The sequence below is a fragment of the Pyxidicoccus sp. MSG2 genome (genome assembly GCF_026626705.1).
Classification (GTDB): Bacteria; Myxococcota; Myxococcia; order Myxococcales; family Myxococcaceae; genus Myxococcus.
This window is the reverse complement of sequence record NZ_JAPNKC010000001.1, coordinates 10169858-10183199: the sequence shown is the minus strand read 5'-3', so window position 1 is coordinate 10183199 and position 13342 is coordinate 10169858. Positions and strand designations below refer to the sequence as shown.

The 13342-nt window shown below is 68.8% G+C and carries 13 protein-coding genes and 1 pseudogene; 9 read left to right on the top strand and 5 right to left on the bottom strand.

Going from position 1 to position 13342, the window contains the following annotated elements; genetic code table 11:
• Positions 1-58: 58 nt before the first annotated feature.
• Together OV427_RS39720 and OV427_RS39715 are read right to left on the bottom strand one after the other, a co-directional pair.
• Positions 59-700, bottom strand: a complete 642-nt coding sequence (locus OV427_RS39720; protein ID WP_267861437.1) for a response regulator — start codon at positions 698-700, stop codon at positions 59-61.
• Positions 697-1857, bottom strand: coding sequence for a sensor histidine kinase (locus tag OV427_RS39715; RefSeq protein WP_267861436.1), 1161 nt, complete (start codon positions 1855-1857; stop codon positions 697-699). Before OV427_RS39715 ends, OV427_RS39720 begins: the two co-directional genes overlap by 4 nt.
• A gap of 213 nt (positions 1858-2070) precedes the next feature.
• On the opposite strand from OV427_RS39715, the gene OV427_RS39710 reads away from it, so the two are divergent.
• Positions 2071-2778, top strand: a complete 708-nt coding sequence (locus OV427_RS39710; protein WP_267861435.1) for a hypothetical protein — start codon at positions 2071-2073, stop codon at positions 2776-2778.
• Here OV427_RS39710 and OV427_RS39705 read toward each other — a convergent pair.
• Entirely contained in the window at positions 2768-3691 is a 924-nt protein-coding gene (locus tag OV427_RS39705) for a diacylglycerol/lipid kinase family protein (RefSeq protein WP_267861434.1), read from the bottom strand. The two genes, OV427_RS39710 and OV427_RS39705, sit on opposite strands and share 11 nt — an antisense overlap.
• Before the next feature lie 224 nt (positions 3692-3915).
• Between OV427_RS39705 and OV427_RS39700 the strand changes: the two genes are divergently transcribed.
• The 3 genes from OV427_RS39700 to OV427_RS39690 are packed head-to-tail and all read left to right on the top strand — an operon-like array spanning position 3916 to position 5907.
• The gene (locus tag OV427_RS39700; RefSeq protein ID WP_267861433.1) at positions 3916-4551 is read left to right on the top strand and encodes a Fic family protein; all 636 of its coding nucleotides are present in this window, start codon (positions 3916-3918) and stop codon (positions 4549-4551) included.
• Entirely contained in the window at positions 4548-5261 is a 714-nt protein-coding gene (locus tag OV427_RS39695; RefSeq protein ID WP_267861432.1) for a hypothetical protein, read from the top strand. Before OV427_RS39700 ends, OV427_RS39695 begins: the two co-directional genes overlap by 4 nt.
• A 31-nt stretch (positions 5262-5292) precedes the next feature.
• On the top strand, positions 5293-5907 hold the full coding sequence (locus OV427_RS39690) for a hypothetical protein (protein WP_267861431.1): 615 nt from the start codon (positions 5293-5295) through the stop codon (positions 5905-5907).
• Here OV427_RS39690 and OV427_RS39685 read toward each other — a convergent pair.
• Positions 5891-6427 carry a hypothetical protein gene (locus tag OV427_RS39685; protein WP_267861430.1) on the bottom strand — a complete coding sequence of 179 codons (537 nt, stop codon included), beginning with the start codon at positions 6425-6427 and terminating at the stop codon, positions 5891-5893. The two genes, OV427_RS39690 and OV427_RS39685, sit on opposite strands and share 17 nt — an antisense overlap.
• Positions 6428-6626: 199 nt before the next feature.
• Here OV427_RS39685 and OV427_RS39680 point away from each other — a divergent pair, with 199 nt between their 5' ends.
• Positions 6627-8759 (top strand): RCC1 repeat-containing protein, encoded by a 2133-nt coding sequence (locus tag OV427_RS39680; protein WP_267861429.1) that lies wholly within the window; start codon positions 6627-6629, stop codon positions 8757-8759.
• Positions 8760-9035: 276 nt separating this feature from the next.
• Here the strand turns inward: OV427_RS39680 and OV427_RS39675 are convergent.
• Positions 9036-9221 (bottom strand): annotated as a pseudogene (locus tag OV427_RS39675) (LysR family transcriptional regulator); the annotation flags it as partial.
• Positions 9222-9691: 470 nt separating this feature from the next.
• On the opposite strand from OV427_RS39675, the gene OV427_RS39670 reads away from it, so the two are divergent.
• The 4 genes from OV427_RS39670 to OV427_RS39655 all read left to right on the top strand — a co-directional run bounded on the left by OV427_RS39670 (position 9692) and on the right by OV427_RS39655 (position 13317).
• On the top strand, positions 9692-10222 hold the full coding sequence (locus tag OV427_RS39670; RefSeq protein ID WP_267861427.1) for a cupin domain-containing protein: 531 nt from the start codon (positions 9692-9694) through the stop codon (positions 10220-10222).
• Between the two features lie 11 nt (positions 10223-10233).
• The gene (locus OV427_RS39665) at positions 10234-10566 is read left to right on the top strand and encodes a carboxymuconolactone decarboxylase family protein (RefSeq protein ID WP_267861426.1); all 333 of its coding nucleotides are present in this window, start codon (positions 10234-10236) and stop codon (positions 10564-10566) included.
• Positions 10567-10633: 67 nt separating this feature from the next.
• Complete coding sequence (locus OV427_RS39660) at positions 10634-11623, top strand: aldo/keto reductase (protein WP_267861425.1); 990 nt, start codon at positions 10634-10636, stop codon at positions 11621-11623.
• A 50-nt stretch (positions 11624-11673) separates the two neighbouring features.
• Entirely contained in the window at positions 11674-13317 is a 1644-nt protein-coding gene (locus OV427_RS39655; protein WP_267861424.1) for a Na+/H+ antiporter, read from the top strand.
• Positions 13318-13342: the final 25 nt, after the last annotated feature.

The window sequence follows — 13342 nt, the reverse complement described above, 5'->3', positions numbered from 1 at the left end:
TCACCTGATGCAGCAGGTTGCCCCGCCTGCTGCTCACTTGCCAAGTGGTATGTCCGGCCTACAGGCAGCCGAGCTCCATGGCCCGGAGGACGGCCCGGGTGCGGTCCCTCACGCCCAGCTTGGAGAGGATGCTGGAGGTCTGGTTCTTCACAGTCCCCTCCGCCGTCCCGAGCGCCTGGGCAATCTCGCGGTTGCTCAGTCCCCGGGCGATGAGGCGCAGCACCTCCACCTCGCGGCGGGTGAGGCCCTCCGGCAGGTCCGCGTGGGGGAAGTCGCGGGGCATTTCGGCCACGCCCCGGGCCACGCGCTCCGCGACGCCGGGCGGCAGCAGCGTCTCACCCGAGGCCACACGGCGGATGGCGTCCGCGAGCTCCTCCAGCGAGACGTCCTTGAGGAGGAAGCCCTGCACGCCCGCGCGGAGGGCTTCGATGATGGCGGCGTCCTCGTCGAAGGTGGTGAGGAGCACCACGCGTCGGGACGCGTCCGTGCGGCGCAATTCGCGGAGGGCCTCCAGGCCCGTCATGCGCGGCATGCGCACATCCATCAGCACCACGTCCGGATTCAGCTCGGCGACCTTGAGCAACGCCTCTTCACCGTCGCCGGCCTCGCCCACCACGCGCAGGTCCGGGGTGAGGTCCAACAGGCCGCGAAGGCCCTGACGCACCAGGGCGTGGTCATCCGCGAGGACGATTCGAATCACGTCCCCGCCCCATGCGCGGCCGGCAGCCACGCCTCCAGCTCCAGGCCCCTCCCCGCCGCCGCGCGCCACTCCACGCGGCCGCCCAGTCGGGCGAAGCGCTCGCTCATGCCGGTGAGTCCCGCGCCGGGCCGGATGGCCTCGGAGGAGCCCCGCCCGTCGTCCCGCGCGTGCACTCGCACCCCGCCGTCTTCCGTGGGGACCATCGCAATCCACAGGTTCCGCGCCTGGGCATGGCGCAGCGTGTTCGTGAGGACCTCCTGCACGCAGCGGAACAGCGAGTGCGCCGCCTCGGAGGACTCCAGACTGAGTGACTCGGGCACGTCCAGGTGGACGGCGAGCCCCGGGGCCCCCTCCGCGAGCGCGCGCAGCGAGGGCAGCAGCGGAAGAGGCGCGTCGCGCAGCGCCGTCACCGTGCCGCGCACCTCGGACAGCAGCGTGCGGGCGGCCTCGCGAGCGCGGCGCAGGTGCTCGGCGGAGGGCGTGTCCCGCGCGGTGTGCGCCGCGGCCTCCAGGTTGAGGGAGAGCGCGGTGAGGTGGTGGCCCACGGAGTCGTGCAGCTCGCGGGCGATGCGCAGCCGCTCTCCCTCGCGCTCGCGGGCGGCGAGCAGCACCTGCGTGGCCTGCAACTCCAGGTGCACCCGGGCCAGCTCGCGGCGGGCCTCGGCCTCGCGCACCATCACCAGCGCCGTGCCGAGCGTGAAGCCCTGGAAGCCCGCGTAGATGAGCGTCTGCACCAGCGCTCGTCCCACCGGGTGGATGACGGCGAACACGGTGAACATGCCCACCACCTGCGCGCCCACCCACGTCAGCGCCCGGCGTTGGGAGAGCACCTCGGGGGCCTGTCCTGAGACGATGGCGAACAACGCCCCGTCCAGGCCGCTGTCCCCCGTGGCCACGGCCGCCAGCGCCGCCACCGCCTGCACGGCGAGCAGCGACACCCTGCCCCGCTCTTCGTCCCGGGCGTGGAGCCAGAAGGCCACGCCGAACGCGAGGAACGCCGCCGTCCACACGAGCGAAGCCGGCTCCGCCCATCGCGAGGGCGCGCGCACGAACTCCACGAGCTTCGGAAAGCCGACCACCGCCCAGGTCAGCATCCCGGCAACGAACAGCAGGCGATGGGTGGTGGCCGACTTCGCCACGCCAGGCACCGTGGGCATGGAGGAGAGCTTACGGGGCCCCTGGGGGACGGGCCATGTGCCGGAAGTCACATCACCCCGTCAGATGCCGCGTGCGGACAGGAGCACCGACGGGGCTCGTCGGACGGGCCATGTGCCGGAAGTCACATCCGGCCGGTATGACTTCCGCCAGATGTGGGCCCTCGATCCGCTCCGTACCGTACGCCTCGGACTCGCGGTACGTCGGAGGCTCGCATGTCGTTCTATCAACTGGCCCGGTGGCTCCACATCGCCTCGGGAGTCGTGGCGTTCATCACCCTCTGGCTACCCCTGATTGCGCGCAAGGGCGGGACCCTGCACCGCCGCGTGGGCTGGGTGTACGTGGGCGCCATGCTGGCGGTGGCGCTGTCCGCGCTGGTCATCGCCGGGTGGCGCTTCGTGCAGGCGCCGCTGGAGGAGCCCGTGGCCCTCTTCTTCACCTACCTGGCGGTGCAGAGCGCGGCCTCCTCGTCCATGGGCGTGCGCGTGCTACGGGCGAAGACGCGCACCGGGGCGCACCACCACCCGCTGGATGTGGGCCTGTCCGCGCTGGTGCTCGCAATGGGGCTCTTCACCTTCGCCTGGGGCGTGGTCGTCCAGCAGCCGCTCCTGTGGGGCTTCGCGCCGGTGGGCATCTACGCGGGCTCCGCCGGGCTCCGCTACTGGCTGCGCCCGCCCCAGGAGCGGATGCACTGGTGGTTCGAGCACATGGGCGCCATGGTGGCCTCGGGCATCGGCACCGTGACGGCCGTCCTCGTCGTGAATGCGAGGCACTTCGGCATCAACGGCACGCAGCTCGCGCTGTTCCTCGGGCCCACCGTGGTGGGCGTCACGGGACTGAAGCTGTGGGAGCGCTACTACAAGCGGCGCTTCGCCCCGAAGCCCCGGCCCGTGGCCTCGCGGGAAGTCGCGGCTACACCTTGAGGCGGATGGCGCCGGGAATGAGCGTCATGGTGCACGGCAGGCGCCCCGGCGTCTCGCCGTCCACGTCGAGGAACACGTCCTCGCCCTCCATGGGCTCGGCGCGCAGGGTGCGGCAGCGCAGCCGGCGCGTGCCCTTCCACGTCACGTGGTTGCCGTTGTAGACGCCCTTCGACTTGAGGACGAAGTCGCTCAAGCCGTAGCCGGACCAGATGGTGACGTCGAAGAGGCCGTCATGGGTGACGGCCTCGGGCGCCACGAACATGCCGCTGCCGAAGTAGCGGCCATTGGCCACGGCCACGGTGGTGATGTCGAGCGTCTCCTCCGGGCCGCCGTCGGCGGACAGGCGGACCTTCTTCTCCGTGTACTTCACCAGGCCCTTGAGCGTGCCCCACACGAAGCTGAAGTTGCCGCCCAGGGCCTTGCTGCCGCTGTTCACCTCGCGAGCCACCACCGCGCTCACGCCGAACGAGGTGATGTTGGCGAAGTAGCGCGTCTCCGGCTGGCCCTCGTTGTTGATGAAGTCGAGCCGGCCCACGTCGAAGGGCTCCGTCTTCTCGGAGCGCAGCCGCGAAAGGGACGAGTCCAGGTCCAGCTCCCACCCGAAGGTGCGCCGGAAGTCACCGCCGGTGCCACGGGGAATGAGGCCGAGCGCCGCGTTGGGGTTGATGGCCTTGCCGTCGCGGAAGAAGCCGTTGGTGACTTCGTTGAGCGTGCCGTCACCGCCCACCGCGACGATGCACTCGTAGCCGTCTTCGATGGCCTGGCGGGCGATGCGCGCCGCATCCATGCCGCCCTGCGTGAAGCCGTGGCCGAAGTCACCGAGCGCCTTGCCCACCTGCGCGCCAATCTCGGCCCAGCGCTTACCCGTCTGTCCGTTGGCGCTGCGCGGATTGACCACGAGGAACGTCTTCATCGGCTCCTGCCCCTCCCTTTGGCCCTCCTGTTTACGCGGTTGCGCGTCAGCACTCCACTCCATGGCCAGTCCATGACGCACCAGGTCCACGCCCACCCCTTTGGCCATGACATGCTGCGAACGAAAGTACGCAGTGAGAACGAAACTACGCACCCAGGCCGAGAACGAGAGTACGCACCGAGGAGGACTCCGCCCTGGCTACCCTGGAGCCCAGCGAGAAGCTCGTGCCACACCTGAGGGCCACCCTCGCCGTGGACTGGACCTGCGCGCACCTGCGCTCCGAGTTGGAGGCCGCCAGTGCCCGCCCCTTCGAGGAGACGCGGGCCCAGGAGGACTACCTCGCCCGGTACGACACCCCGGCCCATGACGCGGACACCGCGCGAGAGGCCCGCTTCTTGTCCGCCCTGGCCCGGGTGCGCGCCCTGGCCGACGCGCGGGTGCCCCTCACCTGGGCACGGCTGACGGAGGTGCAGGCGGAGGTGCTCGGGAAGCCAGTGGGCTTCCGGACGGGAGAGGCCTTCGCGCACGGAGGCGCGCACCGCTACCTGTACGCGCCGGACCTGGAGGAGATGTTCATCCGGAAGGTGGAGGCGGATGCGCGGGACGGCTGTCACCCGGTGGCGCAGGCGGTGCGGCTGTACCTGGACCTGGCCTTCTTCCACCCGTTCCCGGATGGGAATGCGAGGGCGGCGAGGCTGGGGTTCGAGTTCTGCCTGCGCCGGGCCGGGCTGCCCACGCCGCCGCTGGCCCCGTGGGTGCTGTTGCCCAAGCCGCCCGGGGATGCGGAGCGGTATGTGCGGTTCGTCCGGATGGTGGCGCGGAGCATCTCCGGGAGCGAGCAGTGCGAGGAGGCCTCATGAGACGCAAGCAGCGGCAGCGGAGGGAGGAGTCTGGCTGGGAGGTCATCCAGCGCAGCCTCGACAGCTACCACCCGGAGCGCATCGCCGCGCTGCTGCGCGAGTACCTGACGCCGCGAATCCCGCGGGGCATGCGCAAGCTGGAGGAGTCCCTGCGAGAGGAGTTGAGGGACGGCGTCGAGGCCATCCTCGATGCCAACATGGGCCCCTGGTACCACGAGACGGGGGTGGTCCTTGGGAATGAGATCATCGGCGGCTTCTGCTGGTGCCACAGCTTCTTCAATCACAGGCCCCTCCCGGACCTGGGCGTGGAGCACAACGTCCAGCTCATCATGAAGGCGCTGGAGCGCGGCCATGGCTGGCTGACCGCGCTCGATGCCACGTATCGCGGAGCGGAGCTGCTCGATGACCCGGACGAGGGCATCCGGCAGCTGGGGCTCTCGGATGCGGTGGTGAGGGCCATCGAAATCACGGTGGAGGCCACCGCCACCGAGGATGCCTGGTACGGCTACGCCTACGACGCGGTGAACTGGCTGCTCCAAGCGAGAGGCGTGCCCGCCAACCATGAGGTGCGCAAGGCGATGCGGCAGACGCTGGGAAAGTTCGAATCCTGGGTGGGCCCTACTCCGGACGAAGCACGAGCCGCCGGAGACGCGGTGGCACTCGCGGCGGTGAAGACCGGGTTCAATGCGCGCTATCCTGGCAGGCAGTGACAGCCACACGACTCAGCACGGAGTGAAGGACATGAACCCAAGACTGCTCCTGGCGATAGCTGTATGGGTTTGCACGGCCTGCGGTGGACCCAGTCTCTACAACGTCAGCAACACTGGAAGTGATTTCCACTTCTCGGAGCGCCTCGAGAATGGGCTGATCATCATCTCCACCCGATTCATCAGTGATTGCGGATCGCTGGACGACCGCTCGGTGGCCCTTCAATACGTGGACGACTCATACGCGCGCAAACGAATGGGGACGATTCCCGTGAGCGACCCGTTCCGCGAAAAAGACTTCCAGGACCCGCCCGGGTACCTCTCCATCATGGAGGTCATTGCCGGGCAACACAGAATCGAACAACTCTCTCCGTATCCCTACGGGGTGTACGCGCCCTTCGAGGTCGAGGCGGGAAAGGCCATCTACCTCGGCGAGGTGCACGTTCGTCGCTCCTGCCATTCCGACCCCAAGGGGCTCGTAATCCAGGTCACCGACCAGTGGGAGAGAGATGGGAAGCTCTTCGAGCAGCGGATGAAGAACCTGCGCTCGGAGGACGTCGTCAAGAGAGTGATCACCGGGTTCTCCCTCGATAGACCCACCTGGAAGGCGACGCCCGCCCAGAGCCCGAGCGTTACGCGGACTCGGTGAGGTGGAGCGTGCGCCGGGACGCGACATTCCACTCGGCGGGCAGGTCCGCGTCGCAGAACACACAGACGAACCAGCCTTCCTTCACCAGGTTGACCTCGCTACACCGAGCACAGCGCCGGAAGACAATCTCGGGCGTGAAGCGCGACGGCGGGGTCATCCCCGAGGCACGGAGGGCCAGTACCACCGCGTCCCTGCACGAAGTGTCCGGGCAGTAGCCTGTGGACTGGTTGGACACTTCCGCCACGGTGAGCCGGGTCCCCGTGCCCTGGAAGCGTATCTCTCCAGCGGCCAGCACCTCCCCGCCTCCGGCACAGGCGACATGCTCGGACCTTCTCGGCGCGAGCCTCAGCCGCCCCTGGAGGTCGACGACGTACGTCGCCCCTTCGGTACGGGCATCGGGATGCGCTTGGAGCCAGGCTTCGGCGTCTTCCTTCGAAGCGATGGGCGTTCCGGCGGGCTGGGACGCCGAGGAGCGGCGGATCTCCTCGGGGCCGACGTAGGTGTACGCGTTGAGGTCCATGTCAGGGTTCGTCGTGCGGATGAGCGGAGGGGAGGCGCTGCCCGATCTCTCCCTTGGCGGCGCTCGTCGCCCTTGAGGAAGCCACGCTTCATTCTCGGTCGAATCAGTTCCTTGTGCTCGCCGATCCAGAATTGTAGAGATTTCCGTGGATACTGTGATGACCAGGAGGTGCCGGATGCAGCGTGGCCGATGGGACTGGATGAGCAGGGTCTTGGGAGTCTGCCTGGCGCTGACCTCGACGCTCTGGGGTGCGCAGGCGCAAACCCGCATTGACGGAGGTCGGGCCCACTCGCTGGCCTTGCGCCCGGATGGCACGGTCTGGACCGTGGGTGGCACCAGCGGGGGCCAGAGCAACGGTACGGTGCCGGTGCAGGTGCAAGGGTTGAGCGGGGTGGCGTCCGTGGCCGCGGGCGCCTCCAACTCGCTGGCCTTGCGCTCGGACGGCACGGTGTGGGCCTGGAGCTACAACTCCTCCGGCCAGCTGGGGCTGCCGGTGCAGGTGCAAGGGTTGAGCGGGGTGGTGGCCGTGGCCGCAGGCGACTCCCACTCGCTGGCGGTGCGCTCGGACGGCACGGTGTGGGCCTGGGGCGACAACTCCTCCGGCCAGCTGGGGGATGGCACCACGACCAAGCGCTCGCTGCCGGTGCAGGTGCAGGGGTTGAGCGGAGTGGTGACTGTGGCCGCGGGCTACGCCCACTCGCTGGCGGTGCTCTCGGACGGCACGGTGTGGGCCTGGGGCTACAACTCCTACGGCCAGCTGGGGGATGGCACCACGAGCTACCGCACGCTGCCAGTGCCGGTGCAAGGCTTGAGCGGGGTGGTGGCCGTAGCCGGTGGCGGCCTCCACTCGCTGGCCTTGCGCTCGGACGGCACGGTGTGGGCCTGGGGCTCCAACACCTCCGGTCAGTTGGGGGATAACACCACGAGCTACCACAAGGTGCCGGCGCAGGTGCAGGGGGTGAGCGGAGTAGAGTCCGTGGCCGCCGGCGACGAGCACTCGCTGGCCTTGCGCTCCGACGGCACCCTGTGGGGCTGGGGCTCCAACTCCGTCGGCCAGTTGGGGGATCACACCACGGACAGGCGCATGCTGCCGGTGCTGGTGCAGGTGAGCGGGGTGGAGGCCGTGGCCGCAGGCTTCGATCACTCGCTGGCCTTGCGCTCGGACGGCACGGTGTGGGCCTGGGGCTCCAACGAAAACGGAAAGCGGGGAGATGGCACCACGTACTCCCGCGCTGCGCCCGTGCCAGTGTCCGGGGTGAGCGCGGGGGTGGCCGTGGCCGCGGGCTTCGAGCACTCGCTGGCCGTGAGCTCGGACGGCACGGTGTGGGCCTGGGGCTCCAACCGCCTCTTCCAGCTGGGGGACGGGACGACGACCGACCGCTTTGTGCCCATGCCAGTGCCAGGGTTGAGCGGGGGGGTGGCCGTGGCCGCAGGTTTGAAGCACTCGCTGGCTCTGCGCTCGGACGGCACGGTGTGGGCATGGGGCTCCAACGCCAAGGGGCAGGTGGGGGATGGCTCCTCGTTCACGCGCGTAGTCCCGGTGCCAGTGTCGGGGTTGAGCGGGGGAGTGGCTGTGGCCGCGGGCGACGAGCACTCGCTGGCCTTGCGCTCGGACGGCACGGTGTGGGCCTGGGGCGCCAATGATTACGGCCAGCTGGGGGACGGGACGACGACCCTCCGCAGAGTGCCGGTGCAGGTGCAGGGGCTGAGTGGAGTGGTGGCCGTGGCTGCGGGCTACAAGCACTCGCTGGCCTTGCGCTCGGATGGCACGCTGTGGGCCTGGGGCTACAACACCTACGGCCAGTTGGGGGATGGCACCACGACCAGGCGCACGCTGCCGGTGCAGGTGCCGGGGTTGAGCGGGGTGGTGGCCGTGGCCGCGGGCTACCTCCACTCGCTGGCGGTACTCTCGGACGGCACGGTGTGGGCGTGGGGCGCCAACTCCTCCGGCCAGCTGGGGGATGGGACGATCACCACCCGCCTGGTGCCTGGGAAGGTGCAAGGGCTGACCGGGGGGGTGCGCGTGGCCGCGGGCGACGCCCACTCGCTGGCGGTGCGTTCGGACGGCACGGTGTGGGCGTGGGGCACCAACGCCTCCGGTCAGTTGGGGGACGGGACGACGTCCACCCGCAAAGTGCCTGTGCAGGTGCAAGGGCTGAGCGGTGCGATGGGCGTAGCCGTGAGCTGCTCCCACTCACTTGTGAACGCCGCCCACTCCCTGGCGCTGCGCTCGGACGGCGTGGGGTGGGCCTGGGGCTCCAACGCCTACGGCCAGCTCGGCAATGGGGGGGACACCCTCTACACCACCACGCCCACGCTCTCCTTGCTCTAATAACAGGTGTTGCGGCCATTGCCTTTGGCTCCAACTTCACCATGGCCGCCGGTGCAGGTGCAGGGATTGGGTAACCAGACGGACGGTACGACCACGCAGCGTCTTGCACCAGCGCAGGTGCCGGGACTAGGAAATGAAGCCATGAACTGGGCGCCTCAGAAGACGGGCACCCAGTTCGTGGCTGGGCCCACGTCGGCAGACCGCAGCGTCCAGATACGCGCGTTCGGACCGACAGTGGTCGATTCTAGCGATGTCCGATAAGGCGCCTTTGGGGAACTATTTGATCCCCTTCATCACCGCCAGCGCCCTGATCGTCTCGACGAAGAGGCGTAGCAGTGCGGAGCGCTGTGCACGGCTGGGGAAGTAGAGGAAGAAGCCGGAGACGGTGGGCGCGTAGGACTCGGGCACCCGCCGCAGCCGCCCGGTGCGCAGCTTCTCCTCCACGGCCGACTCGAAGACGTGCTCCACGAAGCCGTCCTCGATGACGACCTCCACCTCCACCCTCGGGTGACGCACACGAACGGTGGGCAGCACCACGCGCAGCCTCTCCTCGAAGTGCCGAACCGCATGGCTGACCGCAGCTGTGGAGACGGCTAGCTCACGCGCCGCTGAAGCTGCGCAGTCGGGACTCGGCGAGGACTACTGAAACTGCGAGAGATAAGCCGTCTGCATCGCGAGAGTCCCTTCGAGGCCACGGGACATTCCCCAGAAGGTGAGGCGTTGCCCGGCCGCCCTCTCGGCGGCGCTCGCCGCCCTTGAGGATGCCGCGCCTCATTATCAAGCAGGGCTTAAAGGCCCGTTGTCGTGCCGGCACCTAGTCCTCCGGGGTGCCGAGCCGTATCTCTTGTTGGGTCGATCCAGGATACCCCTCGGAGACCGGCTGTCCCTGACCACGCGCCGTGAACACGCGTCACTGAACCGGAGGATGGAAGATGAAACTGCTCACCGCGACCGTCGGGTCGCTCGCCCTGCTGGCTCCAGCGTTCGCCCAGACAAACCAACGAGGGGCCGCCAAGGGGGCGGGCGCCCCCCCGGCCGCGTCACGCGAGAACCCGCAGGGACTGAGCATCACGCGAAGCGGCTCGCAGCCCTCCAGCAAGGGCTCTGCCGAGAACTTCACTGGCTCCGTCCGCGTCGACCCCCTGTTCCAGGCGAACGCGCCCTCCCGCACCTCCGGCGCCTACGTCACGTTCGAGCCCGGTGCCCGCTCCGCGTGGCACACCCATCCGCTCGGGCAGACCCTGGTCGTAACGGCTGGCTTCGGCCGGGTACAGCGTTGGGGCGGACCCATCCAGGAGCTCCGGCCAGGGGATGTCGTCTGGACCCCGCCCGGTGAAAAACACTGGCATGGCGCCTCACCCAACACCGCGATGACCCATATCGCCATCCAGGAAAACGTCGACGGCAAGGCCGTCGAATGGATGGAGAAGGTCAGCGACGCTCAGTACCTCGGCCGGCCGTGAGGAACACACACATGGATAATAAAAAGCCTGTCACCGCCGCACAGAAGGCCCTCGGCGACTTCGCGCCGAAGCTGGTCGAGCTCACTGACGACGTGCTGTTCGGCGACGTCTGGGAGCGGCCCCAGCTCTCCAAGCGCGACCGCAGCCTGATTACCTGCGCGGCGCTCGTGGCAACCGGCAAGACCGAGCAGATGGCCTTCCACTTCCCGCGAGCCATCGAAAACGGCGTGACGCAGGAGGATCTCGTCGAGCTCATCACCCACCTGGCGTTCTACGTCGGCTGGCCCAACGCCATGTCGGCCATCTCGCGCGCCAAGGAGCTGCTGGCGAAGAGTCAGCCCTGAATCCTGCACAGCGACGAGCCTCGCGGATGAGGTGAGATTGCTGGCTCAAACACGAAGGAGACAAGCAATGCAGAAGCGCAAACTTGGAAAGAGCAATCTAGAAGTCTCGGCCCTCGGACTCGGCTGCATGGGATTGAGCTTTGGCTACGGCCCGGCCGTAGACAAGCAGCAGGGAATCGCCTTGATCCGGGCGGCCGTCGAGCGGGGCGTCACCTTCTTCGACACCGCCGAGGTCTACGGCCCGTTCACGAATGAAGAGCTCGTGGGCGAAGCCCTCGCTCCCTTCCGCAAGCAGGTGGTGATCGCCACCAAGTTCGGGTTCAAGCTCGACTCCAACGGGCGGCAGGCAGGGATGGACAGCCGGCCCGAGCACATCAAGCAGGTCGCCGAGGCCTCCCTCAAGCGACTCAAGATCGACACCATCGACTTGTTCTACCAGCACCGTGTCGACCCGGCCGTTCCAATCGAAGACGTCGCGGGAGCGGTGAAGGACCTGATCCAGGAAGGCAAGGTCAAGCACTTCGGCCTTTCCGAGCCTGGAGCAAAGACAATCCGGCGCGCCCACGCGGTCCTGCCGGTCACCGCGGTCCAGAGCGAATACTCGCTGTGGACACGAGGCCCGGAAGCAGAGGTGTTGCCGACCCTCGAAGAGCTCGGCATCGGGTTTGTTCCCTTCAGCCCTCTGGGCAAGGGCTTCCTGACGGGCAAGATGAACGAGCAGACCAGCTTCAACAAGAGTGACTTCCGCAACAGCCTTCCACGCTTCAAGCCCGAGGCACTCAAAGCCAATCAGACTCTCGTCGAGCTGCTGGGCAAGGTCGCGGAACGGAAGAAGGCGACCCCTGCCCAGATTGCTCTGGCATGGCTCCTTGCCCAGAAGCCGTGGATTGTCCCCATCCCGGGCACTACGAAGCTGAACCGCCTGGAGGAGAACCTCGAAGCAGCCAACGTCGAACTGACGCCTGACGACCTCGGTGAGATCACGAGCGCCGCCTCGAAGATCACCGTGCAGGGGGCTCGCTATCCCGAGCACCTTGAGAGAACGACCGGGCTCTGAGCGTGGCGTAAGGTGCGGCAAACACCACGCGGTCGCAGAGGTCATCCCGGATGCACGTCTTCGAGATCATCATCGCCCTGTTGCTCGCCGGTGCGGGCCTCACCGCGCTCTCCAAGCGCATCGGGGTCCCCTACCCCGCGATGGTGGCACTCGCCGGTGCGGGTCTGGCGCTCGTCCCCGGCACGCCGACGCTGGTCCTGGACCCTGAGCTCGCGCTCACGCTCTTCGTCGCGCCGGTGCTGCTGGACGCCGCGTTCGATTCATCCCCGCGTGACCTCTGGGCGAACTGGCGGACCGTCGCCGGCCTCGCCATCGGCGCCGTCGGGCTCACCATCGCCGCCGTCGCGCTGGTGGCCCGCCTGCTCGTGCCGGACATGCCCTGGGCCGTCGCCATCGCACTCGGCGCAATCGTGGCGCCTCCGGACGCGGCGGCCGCGACCGCCGTGCTCAAGCAGCTCCGCCCGCCGCATCGGCTCCTCGTCATCCTCGAGGGCGAGAGTCTGTTCAACGACGCGAGCGCGCTCCTGGTCTACCGCCTCGCCGTCGGGGCGGCGCTCGCGGGGACGATGTCGCCAGCGAGCGCCATCCCGATGCTCTTCGTCGTCACCGTGGGCAGCGTGGTGCTCGCGTTCGTGCTGTCGAGTGTGGTCATCCGGGTGACCGCGCGGATCCAGGACGTCTCCATCGCGGTCGTCGTCCAGTTCTGCGGGACGTTCGCCGTCTGGCTGCTCGCGGAGCGGCTCCACCTCTCCGGCATCCTCACCGTCGTCGTCTTCGCGATGGTGACCTCCCGCCGCGTCGCGGACATCATCCCGGCCCGCATCCGCATCCCGTCGTATGCGGTCTGGGAGTTCGCCGTCTTCGTGCTGAACGTGCTCGCCTTCATCCTCGTCGGCTTCCAGCTGAAGGGCATCCTGGGCCGCATCGACTCGCGCACGCTCCTCGAGTACTCCGGCATCGCGGCCGCGGTGTGCACCGCGACGATTGTCGCGCGCATCGCATGGGTGTCGGCCGCCGCTGCGTTCAGTCGCTGGTGGTGCAGTCGTCCGGCGCCGGGCCGCGCGCCCGGGCACCAGGACAAGGTGGGTCTGTCGAGGGGCGCCGCCGCGGTCGTCGGCTGGTGCGGCATGCGAGGAATCGTGACCCTCGCCGCGGCGCTCGCGCTTCCGGCCGGCGGGGCTGACGGGGCTGCGTTCCCCTACCGCGACCTGATTCTCTTCACCGCATTCGCCGTCGTGCTCGGGACGCTGGTCGTGCAGGGAATGTCGCTGCGGCCCCTCATGAGCATGCTCCGCCTCGAGGACGACGGCTCGGTGGAGCGGGAGGTCCGGCTCGCCCGTGTCGAGACGTTGCGCGCCGCGCTCTCGGCCACGTCCGAGCAGCCGGGCGACGGCGACGAGATGTCGGGGCTGCTGCGCCGCCGCTACGAGGTCATGCTCCGGCGAGCCCAGGCGGAGCTGGCCGGCGGCGTCAGCGTGCCGCACGGGGCTGCCACTGTTGAAGGTCCCACGCCCGACGCCGACGTGGCCATCGTGCGCAGGGCCACCTCGGCGGAGCGGCAGCGGCTCCTCGCGCTGCGGGCGGACGGCACCATCGGCGATGCGGCCTTCCAGCGCGTCGAGCAGGAGCTCGACCTGGAGGAGTTGGACCTGCAGCAGCTCACTCCGAGCGCCGATTCCGGCAGTGCTTCGTGACGCCCCCGTCGGTGCTTGGCCCTGG

Bases quoted from the DNA above. Each gene is read 5' to 3' on its own strand.
- OV427_RS39680 (WP_267861429.1), top strand. From the start codon at position 6,627: ATGAGCAGGGTCTTGGGAGTCTGCCTGGCGCTGACCTCGACGCTCTGG.
- OV427_RS39710 (WP_267861435.1), top strand. From the start codon at position 2,071: ATGTCGTTCTATCAACTGGCCCGGTGGCTCCACATCGCCTCGGGAGTC.
- OV427_RS39705 (WP_267861434.1), bottom strand. From the start codon at position 3,691: ATGAAGACGTTCCTCGTGGTCAATCCGCGCAGCGCCAACGGACAGACG.
- OV427_RS39660 (WP_267861425.1), top strand. From the start codon at position 10,634: ATGCAGAAGCGCAAACTTGGAAAGAGCAATCTAGAAGTCTCGGCCCTC.
- OV427_RS39715 (WP_267861436.1), bottom strand. From the start codon at position 1,857: ATGCCCACGGTGCCTGGCGTGGCGAAGTCGGCCACCACCCATCGCCTG.
- OV427_RS39690 (WP_267861431.1), top strand. From the start codon at position 5,293: ATGAACCCAAGACTGCTCCTGGCGATAGCTGTATGGGTTTGCACGGCC.
- OV427_RS39665 (WP_267861426.1), top strand. From the start codon at position 10,234: ATGGATAATAAAAAGCCTGTCACCGCCGCACAGAAGGCCCTCGGCGAC.
- OV427_RS39685 (WP_267861430.1), bottom strand. From the start codon at position 6,427: ATGGACCTCAACGCGTACACCTACGTCGGCCCCGAGGAGATCCGCCGC.
- OV427_RS39655 (WP_267861424.1), top strand. From the start codon at position 11,674: ATGCACGTCTTCGAGATCATCATCGCCCTGTTGCTCGCCGGTGCGGGC.
- OV427_RS39695 (WP_267861432.1), top strand. From the start codon at position 4,548: ATGAGACGCAAGCAGCGGCAGCGGAGGGAGGAGTCTGGCTGGGAGGTC.
- OV427_RS39670 (WP_267861427.1), top strand. From the start codon at position 9,692: ATGAAACTGCTCACCGCGACCGTCGGGTCGCTCGCCCTGCTGGCTCCA.